Origin of the sequence: Janthinobacterium sp. 35, assembly GCF_002754575.1 — a bacterium.
Lineage (GTDB): Bacteria > Pseudomonadota > Gammaproteobacteria > Burkholderiales > Burkholderiaceae_D > Janthinobacterium > Janthinobacterium tructae.
Map to the genome: position 1 here is coordinate 946630 of NZ_PEFN01000001.1, position 19458 is coordinate 966087.

The window sequence follows — 19458 nt, forward strand, 5'->3', positions numbered from 1 at the left end:
CCGCCTAGGCCGGCCCGTTGCGCAGCATGATGCTTGTCTGCACCAGTTGTCGCAGCCGCGAGCGCGTTGCTATGGGCAAGGCCGTGCGCGCGATGCGCACGCCCGTGTCGCCAGCGCCGTGCGCCTCGGCATATGCTTTGCCGAACAGGTCGAACTGCGCCGGCCCCAGTTCCGCCATCTTGTCCGCCTGGCCCGCCTCGCCATGCAACAGCAGCGCCACGCGCACGCCGGCCACGCGCTTCCAATGTGTGCGGCGGTGCAAATCGCGCTGGCGCGCGGCCGCATCCGCACCCACCAGCACCAGCGCCGCATCGTAGGCGTCGAGCGCGCTGGCGTTGACATAGCGGTTCGCCACGCCGTCGGGTGGCGTATCCGTGTCGAGGCCATACAGCACCTGGAAACCGTCGACGCCGCGGATGATGGCGTCCGCACCCCAGCCGTTCGCGCCACGGTATTTGCAGCGCAGTTCGCCTTCGCCATCGGCGCCCTGGGCCACATAGAAAATGCTCCAGCCCCGCTGCGCCTGCGTTTGCGCGGCGCCCACGCCGAAGCCGGCGCAATTGAGCACGGAACCGTCGCCACCCTCCTCCTTGCCGGCACCGTAATAGCGCAGGGCCAGCACGTCGCTGCCATGCAGGGCGCCGGGCAACGCGCCGCTGATGCCCTCGCTGTTCTTGCCCAGGCTGTGCGCGTCGAGCCCCGCGATATTCGCGCTGTCATACGCGGCATGAGCGACGGGCGCGGCGCTACTGTCCCAATTGACATACGCCGTCTGGCGCACGGCGCGGGCGATGGTGTCGAGCGCATAGCGGCCGTTATCATCCAGGCGCGCGCTGGCGGACTGGTCGCCATAACTGCCGCTGGCCGCCAGCAGCACGCTACTGGCCGCCAGCATCAGCAGCGCGCCCAGCGACAGGGCCACCAGCAATTCGACGAGGCTCATGCCGCGATGCCAGCGCAAGACCGTGTTCATGCGCCGCCTCCCAGCTGGAATGCCAGCCTGGGCAGCGACTCGCCTGCCGCATTCAAGGCCGGCGAGCCATCGGGCTGTCGGCCGCGCCAGCCCAGCTTGATGACGATGGGCGCGCCCTTGCCGCCGTTGCACGCCCACGGCAAGCCCTGGGCGGCGGCATCCCATGCAGGCGCGTCGCGGCAGATATGCAGGCGCGCGCCGGGCAAGGCCGCATGCAGTTGCTGTTTCCATTCGGCGATGTCGAATTGCGCCAGTTCGGCCGCGCTGCAGGCGGCAGCACCGAGGCAGTCGGGCACGCCACCGCCGGCTTCCGCGTCGTCCGCCGCCGCGTAGGCCACGTTCAGGTAGGGATTGCCCGTATCGGGGCCATTCATGAGTACGCTGTTCGCGCGCATGCGCTCGGCCATGCCGGCGGCCAGTTGCACGCCTGCCGACAATAGCGCCGACTCGTGGCGCGCGCGCAGGGAATGCAGTTGCAGGATGCTGGCGCCCAGCAAGCCCAGCGCCAACAGCAGCAGCGACACCAGCACCTCGACGAGGCTGCTGCCACCCGCAGGAAACATCGTGCGACCGCCATTGCGCATACGCTACTCCCTTCCGCAGACAGAGTCGCAAGAACAGGCGGCCCAGCTACACGATAGGCGCGCGCAAAAAAACGGGTCTGCGCTGGCGCAAACAGCACGGCGATAAGGTGAGAAGAACAGCGTAGGGATTGATCAGACCGCTTGCCAGGCGAACGCTGGCGTGGTGCACACGGGGCGCAGAACCGGCCCCGTTTTCAAGTTTTCAATAGGTGAGCGTCAGGGCTTGCTGCGCGCCTGGCCCACTTCGGCGATCGCATCCTGGAACTCGGCCAGGTCTTCGAAATTCTTGTAGACGGAGGCGAAGCGGATGTAGGCGATCTTGTCGAGGCGCTTGAGTTCTTGCATGACGAGCTCGCCGATATAGCCGGAATCGACTTCGCGCAAGCCGCTGGTCAGCAATTTTTCCTGGATGGAGGCGATGGCCGTATCCACGGAGGCGGCCGCGACGGGACGCTTGCGCAAGGCCAGCATCAAACTGCCGCGCAACTTATCCGCAGCGAACTCCGTCCGGCTGCCATTCTTTTTGACGACGGCCGGCATGATAAGTTCAATGCGCTCGTAGGTGGTAAAACGCTTGTCGCATTTGCCGCAGCGGCGGCGGCGCCGAATGGCATCCCCTTCCTCCGATACGCGCGTATCGAGAACCTGGGTGTCGCCGTGCTGGCAAAATGGACATTTCATGGGCTGGCTACAACTTTATAGTAATAATTACGGGAAATCGCCGCCCTTGTACAAAGGGCGCCCGAATCACTCCGGACGCCCTTGGGCACGAAGGAATGTGTCATACAGAATCTTACTCTGTATGACACATTCTGGACAAATAATTATGCGTACACTGGATGCGCGTCGGCCAGCACTTTCACGGCCGCTTTCACGCGCTCGATGGTGGCGGCGTCATGCGGATTGTCCAGCACGTCAGCGATCAGGTTGCCCACTTCTTCCGCTTGTGCTTCCTTGAAACCGCGCGTCGTCATCGCCGGGCTGCCCAGGCGGATGCCCGAGGTAACGAAAGGTTTTTGCGGGTCGTTCGGGATGCCGTTCTTGTTGCAGGTGATGTGCGCGGAACCGAGGATGGCTTCGGCTTCCTTGCCCGTCAGGTTCTTGGCGCGCAGGTCGACCAGCATGACGTGCGATTCGGTGCCGCCGGAAACGATGCGCAAGCCGCGCTTGATCAGGGTTTTCGCCAGCACGTCGGCGTTCTTGACCACTTGCTTCTGATATTCGACGAATTCAGGGCTCAGCGCTTCCTTGAAGGCGACGGCCTTGCCGGCGATCACGTGCATCAGCGGGCCGCCCTGGATACCGGGGAAGATGGCCGAGTTGATGGCTTTTTCGTGTTCGGCCTTCATCAGGATGATGCCGCCACGGGGGCCGCGCAACGATTTGTGCGTGGTCGAGGTAACGAAGTCGGCGAATGGCACCGGGTTCGGGTACAGGCCGGCGGCGATCAGGCCGGCGTAGTGGGCCATGTCGACCATGAAGTAGGCGCCCACTTCCTTGGCGATCTTGCCGAAACGCTCGAAGTCGATCTTTTTCGAGAACGCCGACGCGCCGGCGATGATCAGCTTTGGCTTGCGTTCGCGGGCCAGACGTTCCATTGCCTCGTAATCGATGTCTTCTTCCGCAGTCAAGCCATACGACACGACGTCGAACCACTTGCCGGACATGTTCAGCGGCATGCCGTGGGTCAGGTGGCCGCCTTCGGCCAGCGACATACCCATGATCAGGTCGCCTGGTTTCAGCACGGCAAAGAACACGCCCTGGTTCGCCTGCGAGCCGGAATTCGGCTGCACGTTCGCGCATTCGGCGCCGAACAGCTGTTTCACACGGTCGATGGCCAGTTGCTCGGCCACATCGACGTATTCGCAGCCACCGTAGTAACGTTTGCCTGGATAACCTTCGGCATATTTATTCGTCAGCTGCGAGCCTTGCGCTTCCATTACGGCTGGCGAGGTGTAGTTCTCCGACGCGATCAGTTCGATGTGGTCGTGCTGGCGCGTGTTCTCTTTTTGAATGACGGCGAACAATTCAGGATCGACGTTGGCGAGGGTGTCATCTTTTGCAAACATGTAAAAACTCCAAGTATGAGGGTGCTTGTACTGGCAGGTTGGATCGAATGAGGGGAGCCGGCGTTAAGTGAATAACAACATTGGACAGGCAGCCTCTTCGTGCTTTTCCATAGTGGCTACCCAGGCGAACGGCTGATGAAAAATCTCACGTTTCCCGGTGGGTGCCCACCTTTCGCCGGTTTGCCGATCGCCATCCAGGGAGATCGCCCGACTTTTCGCCAGTCACGTGAGACGTAATGGAAATCAAATTGTAAGTTAAGTGCCCAAATTGAGCAAGGAATGCAACCGTGCAGCTATAATCGCGGCGCACCATCGCAGCCCGGGCATGGCCACAGGCCGCCCCGCAGCATGGCTGCGGCTCTTAAGCTGAACGTAAACCTGGCTGCGGCATGTAAGCGTATGTTACGAAGCTTGCCATTGCGCCCCCCAGATTTACAATGCTGCGGTGCAACTTATATGCAGCTTTTGCATGGCTTTCCAGCAAGCGCCCACAGTCACAAGAAGAAAAATCGCGTAAAATGTTGCTCAATCTCACTACTGGCGCAATAAACATGCCTTCAGTCTTTACCTGGAACGTACGTGTCTACTATGAAGACACCGACGCCGGCGGCATCGTCTATTACGCAAATTACCTGAAATTCTTCGAACGCGCGCGTACCGAATGGCTGCGCGCCATCGACGTGGGCCAGCAGGAATTGCTGGAACAACACGACGCGATGTTCGTTGTCAAAAGCGTCAACGCCGACTATCATGCGCCAGCCAGGCTCGATGACACGGTAAGATTAACCTTAAGCATAGAAAAAATGGGGCGCGCCTCCATCGTTTTCCTGCAACAAGCCTGGTGCGGCGACCGCCTGCTGAACACGGCCCGCGTCAAGATCGGCTGCGTCGACTCGGCATTGCGCCCGCGCGCCGTGCCTGATGCAGTGGCGGCCCGCATGCGCGCTGCCTGAGCCCTACCGCCACCCCCCGGACAATTCACCCAACAGACTGCCAGCCAATGAACGTTACACAAGATCTTTCTTTCCTCGCGCTCATCTCCAATGCCCATTTGATCGTGCAACTGATCATGGCCCTGCTGCTGCTGATTTCCCTGACCAGCTGGACTTACATTTTCCGCAAGATGTTTGCCGTGCGCCAGGCGCGCAAGCAAACCATCGAATTTGAACGCAGCTTCTGGGCCGGCGGCAACCTGCATGCGCTGCATCAAAGCGCCAGTGGCAACCGCGACCAGAGCGGCGCGCTGGCGCGCATTTTTGACGCCGGCATGGGCGAATTCATCAAGGGCAAGGCATCGTACGGTTCGCGCGAAGCGCTGGACGTGGGCGCCGTGCTCGACGGCGCACGCCGCGCCATGCGCGCCGCCTTCCAGCGTGAAATGGACGTACTCGAATCGCACCTGGCCTTCCTCGCCTCCGTCGGCTCCGTCTCGCCCTACATCGGCTTGCTCGGTACCGTCTGGGGCATCATGAACGCCTTCCGCGGCCTGGCCAACGTGCAGCAAGCCACCCTGGCCGCCGTCGCGCCCGGCATTGCCGAAGCGCTCATCGCCACCGCCATCGGCCTGTTCGCGGCCATTCCCGCCGTCGTCGCCTACAACCGCTTTTCGCATGACATCGACCGCCTGGCGATCCGCTTCGAGAGCTTCGTCGAGGAATTCTCCAACATCTTGCAGCGCCAGTCGCGCTAAAAGGGAGCAAGGTCCATGGGTTCCTCATTCAATAGCGGCGGCATGCGCGGTGGCCGTGGCCGCAAGTTCAAGTCCGAAATCAACGTCGTGCCGTATATCGACGTGATGCTGGTGCTGCTGATCATTTTCATGGTGATGCCATCGTCGAACAATCCCAGCGTGGTGAACCTGCCCAACGCGGAAAGGTCGGCGAAACCACCCGATGACTATATTCAGATCGTGCTGAAACCGAATGGTTCGCTGTCGATCGGCGTCATCGGCAAGGAACAGTTGTCGCCGGAAACGGAACCGAACCGCGACGCCCTGCTGCGCAAGCTGCGCGGCTTGCACGAGAGCAATCCCGACTATCCCGTGATGATCGCGGGCGACAAGGAAAGCAAGTACGACGATGTGATCCAGCTCATTTCGGAAGCGAAAAAGATGGGCATTACCAGAGTCGGCCTGGCCACCAAGTAAGCGCATTACCCTGTTTCCAGACTTGACCGTTTTTAGATAGACTAGACTTTGCAGAACAAACAAATCGACCATGTACTCGGCAAGCCTTACAGCGTGCCGCGCGAACGCAGCCGCTGGCCCTCGCTGGGCCTGGCGCTGGCGATGCACCTTGGCCTGCTGTTTTTCCTGTGGGTGGGCGTACACTGGCAAAATACGGAACCTGTCGCCGTCGAAGCGGAAGTGTGGGACCTGAAAGTGCAGACGGCCGCGCCGCCGCCCGAGGTGGCGACGGAACCGGAGCCGACACCGGCGCCGCCGCCGCAACCGCAAGTGGAGCAGCCGGCCCCGCCGCCACCGCCGCCGGTGGCAGCGCCCGAGCCGAAGGTTGACCTGCGCGAGGCGGAGATCGCCCTGGAACGCAAGAAGGCCAAGCTGAAAGAAGAAAAAGACAAAGCGGCAGCGGAAGAACGCCGCAAGCAGGAATTGAAGGAACGCGAAGAAGAAAAGCGCGAACTGGAAAAACAGAAGCAGAAAGAAAAAGACAAGGCTGACAAGCTGGAAAAAGAAAAAGCCGACAAGCTGGAGAAAGCCAAGGAAGCCAAAGAAAAAGCGGCGGAAGAAAAAGCCGAGAAAGAACTGGCAGATAAAAAAGCGGCAGTGGAAAAAGCCGCCAAGGCGAAAAAAGCGGCAGCAGAAAATGCCGCCGCCGAGAAAGTGCGTTCCGATGCCATGAAACGGATGATGGCGCAGGCAGGCAATGGCACAACGGGCACGGCCGCGAAAGCGACCGCGCCACGCAAGGACAGCGGCTATGTCGCTGCCCTGACGAGCAAGATCAAGAGCAATATCGCGTACAGCGGTAGCACGGACGTGCCGGGCAACCCGCGCGCCGTGTTCAAGATCGAGCAACTGCCAACTGGGGAAATTATTTCGGTCCGAAAGATTAAAAGCAGCGGTCTGCCGGCGTATGACAGCTCGGTGGAAAACGCCATTAATAAATCGTCGCCACTGCCGAAGAAAAAAGACGGCACCGTGGAACGCGAGATTGAACTCATATTCGAGATGAAGGATTTGCCTAAATGATGATCATGAAAAAAATGAGCTATGTCGTGCTCTGTGCCGGCCTGATGCTGGGAGCCTCCGGCGCCCAGGCGCAGCTGCGCGTGGAGATTACGGGGATCGGCAGCAACCAGATCCCGGTGGCTGTCGCCAGCTTCGTCAATGAATCGGCGGCGCCGCAATCGCTGTCCGGCATCATCAAGGCCGACCTGGCGCGCAGCGGCGTGTTCAAGCTGATCGACGCCGATGCGCCCGTGTCGGAAACGGCACCCGTCAGCTACGACCAATGGAAGTCGCGCGGCGCCGACGCGCTGGCGGCCGGCAGCGTGCAAAGCATGGCCGATGGCCGCCTGGACGTGCGCTACAAGCTGTTCGACACCATCAAGGGCGCGCAGATTTCCAGCATGAACAATGCGGCCGCGCCGCAGTTCAACCGCCTGCTGGCGCACAAAATCGCCGATGACATCTATGAGAAACTGACGGGTGTCAAAGGCGCGTTTGCCACGCGCATCGCTTACGTCACGCAATCGGGCCGCGAATACCGCCTGGAAATCGCCGACGCCGATGGCGAAGGCATCCAGGTCGCCCTGCGCTCGAACGAGCCGATCATTTCGCCGTCGTGGTCGCCGGATGGTACCAAGGTGGCGTATGTCTCGTTCGAAAAGAAAAAACCCATCGTTTACGTGCAAAACCTGGTGACGCGCCAGCGCACCATCGTGTCGAATGAAAAAGGCAGCAATTCGGCGCCCAGCTGGAGCCCGGACGGTTCGCGCCTGGCCGTGGCCCTGTCGCGCGATGGCCATACCCAGGTCTATACCGTCAATGCCGACGGCAGCGGCTTGCGCCGTGTCAGCAGCAGCAGCGGCATCGATACGGAACCCCAATTCTCGGCCGATGGCCAAAGCATTTACTTCACCAGCGATCGCAGCGGCGGACCACAGATCTACCGCATGTCGGTTGGCGGTGGTGACGCCAAGCGCGTGACGTTTGGCGGCTCCTACAACATCAGCCCGCGGATTTCGTCCGACGGGAAGACTCTCGCTTATATTTCCCGTCGCGACGGCAATTTCCAGCTCTACGCGCTCGACCTGGCTAGTGGCCAGGAACTGCGCCTGTCGGACACCGCCAACGACGAATCACCGAGCTTTTCGCCCAACGGGAAATATATCATGTACGCGACCGAATCCGGACGACGCAAGTCGCTGGCAGTGGTATCGGTGGATGGCCGCGTCAAACAGCGTTTGACTACGCAAGCTGGCAATATCAAGGAGCCCACCTGGGGTCCTTTTATGAAGTAAATGCTGTACAGTTTCACCTTTAACCATGACCCGGAGAATAAAAATGAGTAACTTTAAAAGTTTGGCTTTCATCGCCGCTACCGCAGCCCTGCTGTCCGCCTGCAGCACCCCAGTCAAAGTCGCAGAAACCCCAGTGGTTGAGCGCGCTCCTGAAAAAGTCGTCGCTCCAGTTGACACCCGTCAAGTTCAGCCAGTAACGACCGCATCGGTCGATCCACTGGACGATCCAAAAGGCGTGCTGGCTAACCGCAGCATCTACTTCGACTTCGACAAATACGTCGTACGCGAAGCAGACACCGCAGTTGTGCAAAACCACGCTGGCTACCTGGTGAAAACGCCTAGCCGCAAGATCCTGATCCAAGGTAACACCGATGAACGCGGTGGCGCTGAGTACAACCTGGCCCTGGGCCAGAAACGTGCTGAAGCCGTGCGCAAATCGATGGCCGCCCTGGGCGTGCCAGAAGGCCAAATGGAAGCCGTGTCGCTGGGCAAAGAAAAGCCTAAAGCTCAAGGCAGCAACGAAGCAGCATGGGCAGAAAACCGCCGCGCTGACATCGTTTATTGATGTTCACGGGTGAGCGCTGCAGCATTGACGCTTACCTAACTGGCCAGTCATAGGCATAATAATGGGGCGCAGCGCGGTGATTCACCGCCCGGCGCCCCGTTTGCATGTTTTGCGTAACCTTTGAAAGCCCGACCCATGATGACATTCTCGAAAGCCGGCGTCGCCGCCGCCTTGATGGCCGCGTTTGCCTACCTGCCCCTGCACGCCAACGCCGCCCTGTTCGACGACGACGAAGCGCGCAAGGCCATCCTGGAGCTGCGCGCCAAGGTGGACGCCATGGCACGCGACCTGAACAGCCGCATCGACACCAAGGCGGACAAGACCAGCACCTTGAGCCTGCTCAACCAGCACGACCAGACCATGCAAGAGATCGCCCGCCTGCGCGGCCAGATCGAAGTGCTGGGCAACGACCTGACGAATGTACAAAAACGCCAGAAGGATTTCTACACCGACATCGACGCGCGCCTGCGCAAGCTCGAGCCGCGCCAGGTCACCATCGATGGCCAGGAAGCGGCCGTGGGCGTCTCCGAGCAAAGCGCGTACGAGTCCGCATTCGGCCTGTTCAAGTCCGGCGACTACAAGGGCGCCGTCACGGCCCTGGACGCCTTCGTGAAACGCTATCCGGAATCGGCCTACGCGGCCAACGCGCAATACTGGCTGGGCAACGCCTATTACGCCCAGCGCGACTGCAAGAGCGCCATCACGGCCCAGCAGGCAGTGCTGAAACACTATCCGGACAGCCCGAAAGCGCCCGACGCCATGCTCAACATCGCCAGCTGCTACACGGAGCTGAAAGACAAGCCGAACGCGACCAAGACCCTGAACGCCCTGATCTCGCGCTACCCGGACTCCAGCGCGGCACAAGCGGCCAAGGAACGGGGCGGCAAAAAGTAAAACGGGGGAAAAAGTTGCCCGTTAGGTTTGACAGAATCCCGGGCACCCCCTATAATCTTCCTTCTTCGGGTCGTTAGCTCAGCTGGTAGAGCAGCGGACTTTTAATCCGTTGGTCGCAGGTTCGAATCCCGCACGGCCTACCACGAATACGCAGTACTGATCTGCTTGCGAGTTGTACCAGCAAGCATTTTTTTACAGCACAGTGTTACCGAAGTTGTAGTAAAAAGTTTTTGGGTCGTTAGCTCAGCTGGTAGAGCAGCGGACTTTTAATCCGTTGGTCGCAGGTTCGAATCCCGCACGGCCTACCAAATACTATGAAGAAGCCAACCGTTCGCGGTTGGCTTTTTTGTTTTCAGCAGCATCACTTGCACGGGATGCCCCCACCCCTGACACAAATCAAACGCCTTATCACCTGCGATACAACTTTGTCGGACTGCCGTATAATCAGACCATCATGAACGCCACCCCATCCTCGACCCCGTCCGAATTTGCGACAACGGAAGCCGCCGAAACCTATGAGCACTGGTTTCGCGCAAAGGTGCTGGCGTCGCTCAATGATGACAGGCCTGCCGCACCGCACGAGACAGTCATGCTGCAACTGAGAAAAATCGTCACGCCGCAGACTGACGGCCATGCTGCCGATTCAATGGAAGGTTGAAGCGCAGGAAGATTTGACCGCGATACTCACGTATATCGCGCAGCGCAACCGGCCGGCGGCGTTGCAGCTTTACAATGACATCGACCACGCCATCTCCCGACTTCCCTGCCACCCTTACCTATACCGGCCCGGAAGAGTTTCAGGTACGCGCGAAATGCTTGCCCACCCAAACTATGTCGTCGCGTATCGCGTTGAAGCAAGCGCGATAGAAATTCTTGCCTTCATGCATACACGGCAACTATATCCTTAAGCCCCTTCTCCCGGCATATCGGAAACCAATCCTTAACGCGACACCAACGCCGGCCGCCCCGCCAGATGTGCCACCACACCGCCCATCACCCGCCCCAGCGGCACCTCCACCCAGCGGTAAAACGCCGCCCCGGCCGCCAGGCTGGCGCCCCAGGCCGTCAGCATGCCCAGCGCCTGCCACTCCGGTTCGAGCGGCACATACGTGATAAATAATGCATTGACCAGCAGGCTGACGGGAAAGTGCACGAGGAATACGGCATACGAGATGCGCCCCAGGACGTTGATGATGCGCCAGGCGCGGCCCTGCGAAGGCGTGCGGGCGCGGCCGAACAGGAACAGGGCGCAGGCGACGATCAGGGCCAAGGCGATGCGGCTGCGGTAGTCGACGGCCAGGGCCAGCAGGACGGGCACGGCGGCCATGACCATGAGCGCGGTCATGACACCGGGCTTGCGCCTGGGGTCGCTGGCCCACCAGGCCATGAGTCCCAGGCCATAGCTGCCGAAGAAATACGGCGCCCAGTTGTCCCAGTCCGCGTCGAGATTGAAATACAGCAAGGAAAAGGTGATGCCCACGGTGACGGCCAATGGCATCAGCCAGTGCCCGCGCCGCTGGCCCGCCAGGCGGCCGCCCAGCCACAGCAGCGATACCGTCAGCAGGTACAGCTGGAAATCGATGGCCACGTACCAGGCGCCGGCCGACAGCGATTCATAGCCCAGCACGCCGTGCAGCAGCAAGGCATGGGCGCTCAACTGGCCCAGGGTGACGGCGGCCGACATGGAGTCGTGCAGCATCCAGATGCCAGCCACAGGCGTGATGATGGCGGCGAGCAAGGTGGCGGCCAGGAAAGGCGGCGCCAGCTTGGCATAGCGGCGCCAGATGGCTTGCAAGGGGCTGGAGATGCCGGGATGGCCGGCGGGCGAGAGGGATTTGGCGACCAGAAAGCCGCCGATGACGAGAAACACTTGCACGGCGATGCGCGCGCTGCCGCCCAGCCAGTCCAGCAACTCGGGCCACAGGGGGCGCACGTAGTCGGACATGGGGCCGTAAAACGCCAGGTGGTGCAACACGATCAATTGCGCCGCGCCCGCCTTTAAACCATTGATCCAGCCAAACTGCGGACGATTTTCCAGGTCCGTCTGTACTACCACTGCTGCTGCCGTCATTCCCATCCCTTGCCATGCCAGGTAGTGTCGCCAGCCCATCGCGCAACAGGCGCGCGGCCGAGGATTTACCGAAAGGCCGACATGATAGCCGAGCCTGGCAAATGGCGGGGCACGGCAGGCGGCTAAGCCGCCGGTTTTTCCGCCTCCGGCGCCGCGGGCGCCAAAGGCTGCTGCGCCAAAATGGCATCGAGCAAGCCGGGGAAACGGCTCTCGATATCGGCGCGGCGCAAGGTATTCATGTGCGTCGTGCCCGCGTTTTCCGTGTAGACCAGGCCCGCTTCGCGCAAGACCTTGAAATGGTGGGAAACGGTCGACTTCGGCCGCCCGCCGTCGAGGTCGCCGCAGGCGGCCGCGTCCACTCTGGCCAGGTGGCGCACGATGTCGAGGCGGATGGAATCGCTCAAGGCATACAGCACTCTTTCGAGCACGAATTCGCTGGCGGGAGGATGTTTGTGTGGACGCATGAGCAGAATCATACAGCATGCGCTATACTAATTCCATTATTCGAATATTTACGAACTACCGAATCAGCATTTCCCTATCTACCACCAACACACACAAAGGCCACCATGTCCGCCCTCTTCCAACCCTACACCCTCAAAGACATCACCCTGCGCAACCGCATCGCCGTGCCACCCATGTGCCAATACATGGCCGTCGATGGCCAGGCCAACGACTGGCATCTGTCGCATTACGCAGGCATGGCGCGCGGCGGCGCGGGGCTGGTGATCGTCGAAGCGACGGCCGTGGCGCCGGAAGGCCGCATCACCCCCGGCTGCACGGGTATCTGGAACGATGATCTGGCGCAAGCCTTCGTACCCGTCGTGAAAGCCATCAAGGCGGCCGGCTCCGTGCCAGGCATCCAGATCGCCCACGCGGGCCGCAAGGCCAGCGCCAATCGCCCATGGGAAGGCGACGACCATATCGCTGAAGGCGACGCGCGCGGCTGGCAAACCATCGCCCCGTCCGCCATCGCCTTTGGCGGCGGCCTGCCGAAAGTGCCGCGCGCCATGGACCTCGACGATATCGCCCGCGTGCAACAGAACTTCGTCGACGCAGCCGTGCGCGCGCGCGAAGTGGGCTTCGAATGGCTGGAACTGCACTTCGCCCACGGTTACCTGGCGCAAAGCTTTTTCTCGTCCCACGCGAACCAGCGCGACGATATCTATGGCGGCAGCGTGGAAAACCGCAGCCGCTTTTTGCTGGAAACATTGAAAGCCGTGCGTGCCGTATGGCCCGAGCACCTGCCGCTGACGATCCGCTTCGGCGTGCTGGAATTTGACGGCCGCGACGAGCAAACCCTGCTCGAATCGATCGGCCTGGTGCGCCAATTCAAGGATGCCGGCATGGATATGCTCAGCGTCAGCATGGGCTTCACGATTCCCGACGTGTCGATTCCGTGGGGGCCGGCCTTCATGGGACCGATTGCCGAGCGCGTGCGCACGGAGGCGGGCGTGCCCGTCTCGTCCGCCTGGGGCTTCGGCACGCCAGCGATTGCCGAGCGCGTCGTCAAGGAAGAACAGCTGGACGTGGTCATGGTCGGCAAGGCGCACCTGGCCAATCCGCACTGGGCATACTTTGCCGCCAAGGAACTCGGCGTGGAACGCGCCTCGTGGACCCTGCCGGCGCCGTACGCGCACTGGCTCGAGCGCTATTGATCATCGTTGAGCGTTGCCGGATGCCCCTCCAGGGGCAGTTCCGGCAGAAACAGCAAGAAGACCAGCCCCACTAGCAGCAGCACGGCGCCGGCGCCAAACACGCTGGCGATCGCATGGCGGTAGACCTCTACCGTCTGAACCGCCGCATGCGCGCCCAGCGCCGAGACGGCTTCCACGCCATGCTGGTGCAGCTGATGCGCCAGGATGGCGCCGGACGCCGTCACGCCCAGCAAGCCACCCAATGAGCGGAAAAAGGCCAGCATGGCCGTACCCACGCCGCGGCGCGCCAGCGGCAAGGCATTTTGCACGGCAATCGTCATGTTCGGCATCACCAGTCCCAGCCCCGTGCCGAGGAAGAAGATGGCCGGCTCGATGATCCAGTACCCGCGCGACGTTGCCATGGCCCACGCCAGCACGGCAAACGCCAGCACCGCCACGCCCAATCCCGCCACCTGCACCATCTTGTACTTGCCCGAGCGCGACAGCACGCGGCCGTTGAACATCGACGACGCCACCAGCCCCACCATCATGGCCACCGTCATCACGCCAGACTCCGCCGGGCTGGTGCCCATCACCAGCTGGAAGAACAGGGGAAAGAAGACGCTGGCGCCCATCAGGCCCATGAAGGTCATGGCCATCACCAGGCTGGCAATATTGAAGGTACGGTTCTCGAACAGGTCGGGCGGCAGCACCGGTTCATCTACCCTGCTCACGTGGAAGGCCAGCCAGATACCCAGCAGCACGGCAATGCCGCCGCACACCTTGATGGCCAAGGCATCCCACGGCCACTCGGTGCCGCCCAGCGCCAGCACCAGCAAGGCCGCCGTGATGGCGCCCGTCAGCAATGCCGACCCCAGGTAGTCGATCTGGTGCGCATGCGTGCGCGCGGGTTTGCGCATGGCGCGCGCAATGATGACAAAGGCGGCCGCGCCGATGGGCAGGTTGACATAGAAAATCCAGTGCCACGACAAGGCATCCGTGATGACGCCGCCCAGCACGGGGCCCAGCACGCTGGTGACGGCATACACGATGGGCACCATGCCTTGCCGCTTGCCCCGTTCGGCCGGCGGCACGATGTCGCCGATGATGATTTGCGCCAGCGGCATGAAACCGCCCGCACCGAGGCCCTGGATGGCGCGGAAGATGATCAGTTCCGTCATGTTCTGCGCCAGCCCGCACAGCACGGAACCGAGCAAAAAGGTCAGCAGGGCTGTGAAGATCATGGGACGGCGGCCATACTGGTCGGCCAGCTTGCCGTACAGGGGCATGGTGGCCGTCGAGGCCAGCACATATGCCGTCACCACCCACGACAGATGCGCCATGCCGCCCAGGTCATCGACGATGCGCGGCAAGGCCGTGGCAACGATGCTCTGGTCCAGCGCACCCAAGCCCAGCACAGCCATCAGGCCCAGATAGATGGCGCGCACTTCGCGTTCGGTGACGGGTTTTACGGCATCGGAAGCTTGATCGTGGCCGCTCATGCCTGGCCAATCTCAAGCAGCGGCTGCATGGCAGCGGCCAGCGCATCGATCTGCGGCGGCGTCAGACGGGCGATGCGCCGCGCCAGCGCATCGCGGCGGCGCGCGCGCAAGGTCTCGAGCACGGTCAGCCCTTGCGCGGACACCTGCAGGCCAGAGCGGCGCCGGTCTTGCGGATCGGGCGCGCTGCGCTCGACCAGCCCCGCTTCTTCGAGCGACTTGACTTGCGCGCTGACGGTCGGCCCGCGCACATTCTGCAGCCGCGCCAGCGCGGCCACGCCGATGCCCGGTTGCTCGTGAATCAGCGCCAGCAGCATGTATTGCATCATCGACACACTGCCTTCCAGCTCGCCCCCTTCGCGCTGCATGGAACGCAGCAGGCGCTTGAAGGCAGTACGCAATTCATCGGACAGCGCCAGCGCGCGTGCGGGGATGGGCAGGTCTTCGGTAGTGGACATAGGAATATATAAGTAGGTAGGCTATCTACCCATATTATGCCCTACCCAGACACCATGCAAGGTTTTTTCCATCCCCGCCCTTCCCAAAACCGCCTTTGGCCGTCATAATAGCCGCCCTTGGGTCGTTAGCTCAGCTGGTAGAGCAGCGGACTTTTAATCCGTTGGTCGCAGGTTCGAATCCCGCACGGCCTACCAAGAATTTGCAGTGCGTTTGCATGCCTCCACGGCAAGCACGCACCGCACAGTGTTACCGCAGTTCAGTTGTAAAAAGTTTTTGGGTCGTTAGCTCAGCTGGTAGAGCAGCGGACTTTTAATCCGTTGGTCGCAGGTTCGAATCCCGCACGGCCTACCAAAAATTTAGCAGTACAGATAAGGGCTACCCGCTTCGGCGCGTAGCCTTTTTTTGCGTCCCCCATGAAAAATATTCCCCAATTGGGGAATATTTTCTCTTCCATCTTCCCAAGCATTGCATAATAGTCATCTCAATACCCTGAAACAGGTAAATTTACCTTTTCATTTCCTGATACTCACTTGAGAATTCATGCTGTATTTTTCCATGTTGAAGAAGTATTGAATCTGAGCTAGAAAAACATATACTGGCTTTCCGTTGCTATTAATGCAAGTTTGCTGCGTCGTTACTTCACTAACCAAGGAGAATATGAATATGCCTGATTCGATTGCAGAGGTAGTCGCCGCCGATCCTTTCGATACGTGGATTGCATCGCGTCCCCAATGGTTGCAAACGGCAGCCTCGGACATGCTTGCAAAGCGTGCACTTCCCGACTCTGGCGATATTGAAGCCCTTTCGAGCCTTTGTATGGAGGAAGCAGGCGGAGCGGGCAAGGACAAGTTTAAGTCGTTAGGAAACGGCGCTCTCGGCGCGGCGCAGAAACGCCCCCATTTGCATTTAGTTGGACTAACTAAAGTCATTGGTGTGAACGCGATATCGAATGACGCCGAGCTTGAGTTCGGGGATTCGTCCTTGGTTGCAATCTATGGGCCGAACGGCACCGGGAAATCCGGCTATTCAAGGCTGTTGAAGCACGCATGTGGCTCGCGCGCAAAAGAAGATATTCTGCCCAATGTGTACCATGAGAAACCGTTAGCGCCGAGTGCATGCGTCAACCTGACCTACGGAGGCACGGCGAAAAGCGTTGACTGGACTCTAACGAATGTGACAAACGGCATTCTGAAAGAAGTACATATTTTCGATGCCCACACCGCCGCCCTCTACTTCGGCCAAAAGAACGAAGCGTCATACGAACCGAGACGGGTCAGATTCGTGACTTCCCTAATCAAGATTTGCGAAGATATAGCCTCGAACCTAGATGCCCGCAAGAACGCGCTGCCATCGAAAATGCCAATCGTACCCGGCAATCTCCTTTTAGCTGCCGGGACGAAATGGGCAACAGCACTTTCCGCATCGACAAAAGATTCCGATATTGCAGTACGTTGCACATTTAGCCCTGAACTCGAAGCTGAGCGTCTGAACGTCGAACAGTCAATCAATCAAAAGAACATTCCTGAACGACTGGTCACCATTGCCAAGAACCTCGGCACCATAGCTACGGCGGAAAAATACATTTCCGGTCTCAAGCCTACATTCCACGACGACATCGCTGCACCCATTATTAAAGCGCGTGCCAATGCAGTTACCAAGCGAAAGTCCGCCACCGAGGAAGCTGGCAAGGTTTTCGCCAAGGCATCGCTCGACGGCGTAGGAAAGGAGACGTGGCAATCCCTTTGGGAAGAAGCAAGAAAATATTCGGAGCACAGCGCTTATCACGGACTTGCCTTCCCATTTACAGGAGACGGAAGCCAATGTGTCCTGTGCCAACAGCAACTCGACAGTGACGCCAAAACGCGCTTGGTTTCGTTCGAAGAATTCGTTAAGGGCGCGCTTGAGGCGGCGGCAAAGAAAGCTGAAAAAGATCTCAAAGACTTGGCATCCAATGGGCCAACTATGCCAGAAGAGAACGCCTGGCAGCTTCAGTGCGGGATACTCCAATTGGACGCGCCCTTTACTGAATCCAGCCGCAAGGCGTTGAAATTACGACTCGACGCTATCCAGTCGTTGGAAGACCCCGCGAACATTCCACAATTCGACTGGACACCCTTCGAACAGAAGGCTACCACGCTTCGAAACGGATTGGAGGCCGAGCAAAAGACTCTCAATGAGCTCAAGAACGACGAGAAGCGCAAGGAGCTCGAAGCCAGACTTACAGAACTCCAATGCATGAAATGGCTGTCGGAAAACAAGCAATCCATTACAGATGAAGTATTGCGCCGCAAGAAGCTGAAGGAAATCGATGCCGCTCTAGCGTTGACGAAAACGAACACTCTGACGACTAAGGTGAACGAACTCAGCGATCTCGAAATGGCAAAGGAATATCAGGATCGCTTCTTGGCAGAATTAGAGCAATTGGGCGGGAAGAAGATACCGATCTCGACATCGAGCAAGAAGCAGGGAAAAGGCAAGGTAAGTATCGGCCTTGCGATCAAAAGCGGCATATCAACAGCAGACGCGAAACGCGTCCTCAGCGAGGGCGAAAGCCGAATCGTAGCGTTGGCAGCCTTCCTCGCTGATATCGCGGGCTCCGGAGAACCCACGCCATTTATCTTCGACGACCCGATCTCATCTCTCGACCAGACGTATGAAGAAGCCGTAGTTCATCGGCTCGTCGAGCTCTCGAAAACGCGTCAAGTGATCATCTTCACGCACCGGCTTTCCATGATCACGCTACTCGAAGATGCTGTAGAGAAGGTCGAAAAGCAGGCCGAAGCTGCAAAGGAACCGTCACCCGTGAAGCTTTTGGCCCATACTCTGCACAAGCTCGGTTCAAGCTCCGGTATCGTCGAAAAATCCACTGTCAAGAATTCGAACATCCAAAAGTCCGCGAATGGGTTGCGCGACCAAGAAATGGCAAAGCTCCGAAAAGCACTTGAGGCAAAGGATGTTGCTGGTTATGAGGCTCAAGCAAAGTACATTTGCAGCACGTTTCGAACGCTCGTTGAGAATTCAGTCGAAAAGCTTCTAATGAATGGTGTGGTTGCCCGCTTCAGGAGGTCGATAGAGACCAAGAACAAAATTGGCGCACTTGCGAAGATCACCACCGACGACTGCGTTTTAATCGAGGACATGATGACACGTTATTCAGTCTTCGAACATTCTCAATCAAACGAACTACCAGCCGAAACTCCTGACTACGACAAGCTCAAGGAGGACATCGAACGGTTCGCCACCTGGGTCGGCGAGTTCACGAGCCGTAAATACGGGCCGATGGCCCAACAATGATTCAGACCACTTGAACGTCTCGGAGTGCCGGGGTCAAGCCCTGCACTCGTACACGATTTCAGCCTTGGCCGTCTCTATCTGCAGCAAGTTGTGCTTTATCAAATACCGATATTGCTCAATTAACTGCCATCCCCTTCCCCATACTTGCCCGGCGTCACGCCCATCACCCGCTTGAACATGGCGATGAAGGCGCTGAGGTTGTCGTAGCCTAGGTCCAGTGCAATCGTCGTGACCGGCTGGCCGGCGGCCAATAATTCCAGGGCGCGCAGGATGCGGGCGCGCTGGCGCCAGGCGGAGGGGGTAAAGCCGGTCTCGATCGTGAAACGGCGCGCCAGGGTGCGCGGGGATACGCCAGCCCAGGTGGCCAGCGCTTCCACGCCCCGCTCGTCGGCCAGGTCATCGAGCACGGCGCGCGCCATGCGCAGCAGGCGCGGGTCCGTGGGCAAGGGCAAGCCGAAGGATTCGTGCGGCGCGGCGGCGATCTCGTCGAGGATCACGCCCGCTACCCTGATCTGCCGCGCGTCCGGCGCGCCCTCGTCCCAAGCGCTGGCGCGGGCCACCGCCTCGCGCAGCAAGCCCGAGACGCGCATCACGCAAGGCGCGGCGGGCAAGCCGCCGCAACTGGCCTCGTCCACATACACGCTCCAGCCCGCAAACGGGCCGTGCGAGCGCAGCGCATGGACGTGATGGGGCGGCATCCACACGCAGTGGCTGGCCGGCACCACCCACTGCCCGCTGTCGGCGGCAACGGAGAGCAAGCCACGCATGGCGCCGAACAGCTGGCCGCTGGCATGGTGGTGCGCCGCCGTCACCCGTTCCTGCGGCTGGGCAATGCGCAGGGCGCGCAGCGGCGACGACGACGATGCTGCAAAAATTGGCGGATTTGACGTATCGAATGACATAAACACCGCAGGCAAGACAATCCGGCCAT

At 60.1% G+C, this 19458-nt stretch carries 20 protein-coding genes, 4 tRNA genes and 1 riboswitch; of the genes, 15 read left to right on the forward strand and 9 right to left on the reverse strand.

The window, feature by feature from the left end:
• Positions 1-4: 4 nt before the first annotated feature.
• The 4 genes from CLU93_RS04240 to glyA all read right to left on the reverse strand — a co-directional run bounded on the left by CLU93_RS04240 (position 5) and on the right by glyA (position 3626).
• A complete protein-coding gene (locus CLU93_RS04240; RefSeq protein WP_099760123.1) occupies positions 5-973 on the reverse strand; it encodes a PilW family protein in 969 nt (322 codons plus the stop codon).
• Entirely contained in the window at positions 970-1557 is a 588-nt protein-coding gene (gene pilV / locus CLU93_RS04245; RefSeq protein WP_257224877.1) for a type IV pilus modification protein PilV, read from the reverse strand. The genes CLU93_RS04240 and pilV overlap by 4 nt, the downstream gene beginning before the upstream one ends.
• A 216-nt stretch (positions 1558-1773) precedes the next feature.
• On the reverse strand, positions 1774-2238 hold the full coding sequence (nrdR, locus tag CLU93_RS04250) for a transcriptional regulator NrdR (RefSeq protein ID WP_071078724.1): 465 nt from the start codon (positions 2236-2238) through the stop codon (positions 1774-1776).
• A 143-nt stretch (positions 2239-2381) separates the two neighbouring features.
• Positions 2382-3626 (reverse strand): serine hydroxymethyltransferase, encoded by a 1245-nt coding sequence (gene glyA / locus CLU93_RS04255; protein WP_099760124.1) that lies wholly within the window; start codon positions 3624-3626, stop codon positions 2382-2384.
• A 111-nt stretch (positions 3627-3737) separates the two neighbouring features.
• A riboswitch (ZMP/ZTP riboswitch) is annotated at positions 3738-3862 on the reverse strand.
• A gap of 315 nt (positions 3863-4177) precedes the next feature.
• Here glyA and ybgC point away from each other — a divergent pair.
• From ybgC to CLU93_RS04305, 11 genes are all read left to right on the forward strand, one after another.
• Positions 4178-4579: a tol-pal system-associated acyl-CoA thioesterase gene (gene ybgC / locus CLU93_RS04260; RefSeq protein WP_046682324.1), complete on the forward strand. Its 402-nt coding sequence runs from the start codon at positions 4178-4180 to the stop codon at positions 4577-4579.
• A 47-nt stretch (positions 4580-4626) separates the two neighbouring features.
• Positions 4627-5316, forward strand: coding sequence for a protein TolQ (gene tolQ, locus CLU93_RS04265; RefSeq protein ID WP_071078726.1), 690 nt, complete (start codon positions 4627-4629; stop codon positions 5314-5316).
• A 15-nt stretch (positions 5317-5331) separates the two neighbouring features.
• Positions 5332-5772 carry an ExbD/TolR family protein gene (locus CLU93_RS04270; protein ID WP_242428498.1) on the forward strand — a complete coding sequence of 147 codons (441 nt, stop codon included), beginning with the start codon at positions 5332-5334 and terminating at the stop codon, positions 5770-5772.
• Positions 5773-5820: 48 nt separating this feature from the next.
• Positions 5821-6834, forward strand: a complete 1014-nt coding sequence (gene tolA / locus CLU93_RS04275; protein WP_099760125.1) for a cell envelope integrity protein TolA — start codon at positions 5821-5823, stop codon at positions 6832-6834.
• A complete protein-coding gene (gene tolB, locus CLU93_RS04280) occupies positions 6831-8108 on the forward strand; it encodes a Tol-Pal system beta propeller repeat protein TolB (protein ID WP_099760126.1) in 1278 nt (425 codons plus the stop codon). Before tolA ends, tolB begins: the two co-directional genes overlap by 4 nt.
• A gap of 43 nt (positions 8109-8151) precedes the next feature.
• Positions 8152-8673 carry a peptidoglycan-associated lipoprotein Pal gene (gene pal, locus CLU93_RS04285; protein ID WP_096234468.1) on the forward strand — a complete coding sequence of 174 codons (522 nt, stop codon included), beginning with the start codon at positions 8152-8154 and terminating at the stop codon, positions 8671-8673.
• Positions 8674-8808: 135 nt separating this feature from the next.
• Positions 8809-9567, forward strand: a complete 759-nt coding sequence (ybgF, locus tag CLU93_RS04290; RefSeq protein WP_099760127.1) for a tol-pal system protein YbgF — start codon at positions 8809-8811, stop codon at positions 9565-9567.
• A gap of 67 nt (positions 9568-9634) precedes the next feature.
• Positions 9635-9710 (forward strand) — tRNA-Lys (locus tag CLU93_RS04295).
• An 89-nt stretch (positions 9711-9799) separates the two neighbouring features.
• Positions 9800-9875: transfer RNA gene (locus CLU93_RS04300), tRNA-Lys, on the forward strand.
• A gap of 146 nt (positions 9876-10021) precedes the next feature.
• Complete coding sequence (gene relB, locus CLU93_RS27790) at positions 10022-10225, forward strand: type II toxin-antitoxin system RelB family antitoxin (RefSeq protein ID WP_143451697.1); 204 nt, start codon at positions 10022-10024, stop codon at positions 10223-10225.
• On the forward strand, positions 10200-10475 hold the full coding sequence (locus CLU93_RS04305) for a type II toxin-antitoxin system RelE/ParE family toxin (protein WP_099760128.1): 276 nt from the start codon (positions 10200-10202) through the stop codon (positions 10473-10475). The genes relB and CLU93_RS04305 overlap by 26 nt, the downstream gene beginning before the upstream one ends.
• A 32-nt stretch (positions 10476-10507) precedes the next feature.
• Here the strand turns inward: CLU93_RS04305 and CLU93_RS04310 are convergent, their stop codons facing one another.
• Together CLU93_RS04310 and CLU93_RS04315 are read right to left on the reverse strand one after the other, a co-directional pair.
• Positions 10508-11638 carry an acyltransferase family protein gene (locus CLU93_RS04310; protein WP_099760129.1) on the reverse strand — a complete coding sequence of 377 codons (1131 nt, stop codon included), beginning with the start codon at positions 11636-11638 and terminating at the stop codon, positions 10508-10510.
• Between the two features lie 122 nt (positions 11639-11760).
• Positions 11761-12102, reverse strand: a complete 342-nt coding sequence (locus CLU93_RS04315) for an ArsR/SmtB family transcription factor (RefSeq protein WP_099764232.1) — start codon at positions 12100-12102, stop codon at positions 11761-11763.
• 105 nt (positions 12103-12207) lie between these two features.
• Between CLU93_RS04315 and CLU93_RS04320 the strand changes: the two genes are divergently transcribed.
• On the forward strand, positions 12208-13296 hold the full coding sequence (locus tag CLU93_RS04320; RefSeq protein WP_099760130.1) for an NADH:flavin oxidoreductase/NADH oxidase: 1089 nt from the start codon (positions 12208-12210) through the stop codon (positions 13294-13296).
• On the opposite strand, the gene CLU93_RS04325 is transcribed toward CLU93_RS04320, so the two are convergent.
• Positions 13290-14777 (reverse strand): MDR family MFS transporter, encoded by a 1488-nt coding sequence (locus tag CLU93_RS04325; RefSeq protein WP_257224878.1) that lies wholly within the window; start codon positions 14775-14777, stop codon positions 13290-13292. The genes CLU93_RS04320 and CLU93_RS04325 overlap by 7 nt on opposite strands.
• Positions 14774-15232 carry a MarR family winged helix-turn-helix transcriptional regulator gene (locus tag CLU93_RS04330; protein WP_099760131.1) on the reverse strand — a complete coding sequence of 153 codons (459 nt, stop codon included), beginning with the start codon at positions 15230-15232 and terminating at the stop codon, positions 14774-14776. The genes CLU93_RS04325 and CLU93_RS04330 overlap by 4 nt, the downstream gene beginning before the upstream one ends.
• Positions 15233-15351: 119 nt before the next feature.
• On the opposite strand from CLU93_RS04330, the gene CLU93_RS04335 reads away from it, so the two are divergent.
• From CLU93_RS04335 to CLU93_RS04345, 3 genes are all read left to right on the forward strand, one after another.
• A tRNA-Lys gene (locus tag CLU93_RS04335) sits at positions 15352-15427 on the forward strand.
• An 81-nt stretch (positions 15428-15508) separates the two neighbouring features.
• Positions 15509-15584: transfer RNA gene (locus tag CLU93_RS04340), tRNA-Lys, on the forward strand.
• Positions 15585-15890: 306 nt separating this feature from the next.
• Positions 15891-18527, forward strand: a complete 2637-nt coding sequence (locus CLU93_RS04345; RefSeq protein WP_180287806.1) for an AAA family ATPase — start codon at positions 15891-15893, stop codon at positions 18525-18527.
• A 119-nt stretch (positions 18528-18646) separates the two neighbouring features.
• On the opposite strand, the gene CLU93_RS04350 is transcribed toward CLU93_RS04345, so the two are convergent.
• Positions 18647-19429: an AraC family transcriptional regulator gene (locus CLU93_RS04350; RefSeq protein WP_099764234.1), complete on the reverse strand. Its 783-nt coding sequence runs from the start codon at positions 19427-19429 to the stop codon at positions 18647-18649.
• Positions 19430-19458: the final 29 nt, after the last annotated feature.